Raw genomic sequence first — 2,038 nt, forward strand, 5'->3', positions numbered from 1 at the left:
TGGATGGCGGCGTTGACCTTGATGGACTGGCTCACCGGGTCCACCCGCGCGGCCAGGCGCTGCACCTTGGCGGGGTAGGTCTTGCCGGTTTCGTCAATGCGCACCTCGAAGGCCGTGCCCTGCTGCAGCCAGCTCAGCCAGCGCGAAGGCACCAGGAATTCCAGCTCCAGCACGCTGTCGTCAATGATGTCCAGCAGCGGCTGCCCGGCCTGGGCGTACTGCTGCTCGCGGATCTTCTGCTCGGCAATGCGGCCGGCATACGGTGCGCTGATCTGGCATTTGCCCAGCAGGCTGCGGTTGGCCGACAGGTCGGCGCGGGCCTTGTTCCATTCGGCATGCGAGGTGTCCAGCTCGATCTTGCCCACCGAATTCAGCTCGGCCAGGCGTTGGTTGGCACGCCAGGTTTTCTCGGTCGCATCCACCCCGGCCTGGGCCTTGTTCAGCTGGGCCTGCTGCAGGCTGCAGTCAAACTGCACCAGCAGCTGGCCCTGGCGGAAGGCGGCCCCCTCCACCACCGGCAGGCGCTGCACCTTGGCGCCGATTTCGGCGGCCAAGGTGGTGTAGCGGCGCGGCGCCAGCTGGGCGCGGATGTCGCGCTGCTCCAGCGCGCTGCCCACGCCCGGCAGCGCGGCTGCAGGCTTTTTGGCGGCAGGGGCCGTGGCGGGCGCAGTGGGCGTAGATGGCATTGGCGCCGTCTGCGCACCCGCAGCCAGCACCATGCCCCAGCAAGCCATCCCCAGTGCGCCGCTGCGCAACCCTCGCAGTCGCATCATTGCAGCTGCCCCGCTTCCCAGCGCTGCAGCGCCTGGCCAACGGCACTGGTCAGCTCGGGCAGCGGCAGCTTGTCAGAGCCTTCGATCACCGGCTCCAGCCCCAGCGTGGCCTGCAGGCGCGAGCCTGCCGACTGCAGGGCCGCCAGCGCCTGGTAGCGTCGCAGTGTGGACAGAATGGACGCGGTCTGCTGTGCCACGCTGTCCTGGCGGGTCTGCTTGTCCACCTTGACCAGGTTGTCCACATGCTGTGTCAGGCGCTGGTCCACTTCGGCAATGGCGTCAGCGCGCTCGTACTGGTGCGCGGCATTGGCAAACTGCAGGCGGGCGATGTGCAGCTGGCTGAGCACGGCCATCTGCGTGGCCATGCGTTTCTGGTCGGCCAGGGCTACACCGGCATCGGCCAGGCGCTTCTGGGCCGGCACCGACAGCAGGCCCAGCAGGTTGAACGAGATCTGCAGTCCCGCTTCGCGCCAGCTGTCGTTGATCAGGAAGCTGTCGGTGCTGTGGTTGGCGGCGTAGTTGAAGGACAGGCCGGGGAACATGCGCAGCATCACGCGCTTGGTTTCTTCACGGGCAATGCGGGCACCGTACTGGCTTTCACGCAGGTCGGGGTTGCGCACCAGGGCCAGCGCTTCCATGTCTTCCACCGGGCGCTGCAGCCAGGTGGAGGACGTGCCTTGCGCGGGCTCGGCCACGCGCCAGGCCGTGGCTGCCTGGCCGGGGGCCATGCCCATCAGGGCCGCCAGTTCCAGGCGCGCGGGCGAGAGTTCCTGCTCGATCACTTCCAGCAGGCGCAGGTTTTCCAGCAACTGGCGCTGGTAGCGCAGCGGCTCCACCGGCGAGCGCAGTTTTTCGGCTTCGACCTTGCGCACATCGGTCAGCGCCAGATCTGCTGCCTGGCTGGCCGTGCGCAGCGGTGCCTGCAGGGCCTGGTGGGCGGCCACACGCCAGTAGGCGGTGCGCACTTCTTGCACCAGGTTGTGCAGGGCCTTGCGGCGGCGTTCTTCGGCAATCAGCGCACGGTCGGCGTTCTGGCGGGCGGCGTAATAGCTTTGGCCGAAGTCCAGCAGGCTCCAGGAAAAGCCCAGCGAGTACAGCGTGGCTTCCCGGTCGGTGGAGATATAGGGGTTGGCCAGCGAGGGACGACCGGTGACCGAGTCCTGGCTGCGGGTGATCAGCTCTTCGTCACGGTAGCGGTAGCCCGCCGAGGCCACCAGCTTGGGCAGCATGTCGAATTTGGAGACCTGGTAGGTCCCCTGGGCCAC

General features: G+C 67.8%; 2 protein-coding genes. Both read right to left on the reverse strand.

The window, feature by feature from the left end; genetic code table 11:
* A partial coding sequence (locus tag KW830_RS21095; RefSeq protein ID WP_218334315.1) for an efflux RND transporter periplasmic adaptor subunit occupies nt 1-686 on the reverse strand: 686 nt, incomplete at its 3' end.
* Nucleotides 687-769: 83 nt separating this feature from the next.
* On the reverse strand, nt 770-2,038 hold a 1,269-nt coding region (locus KW830_RS21100; protein ID WP_218334316.1), incomplete at its 5' end, for a TolC family protein.

The organism is Comamonas sp. CMM03 (assembly GCF_019218715.1).
GTDB lineage: Bacteria > Pseudomonadota > Gammaproteobacteria > Burkholderiales > Burkholderiaceae_C > Comamonas > Comamonas terrigena.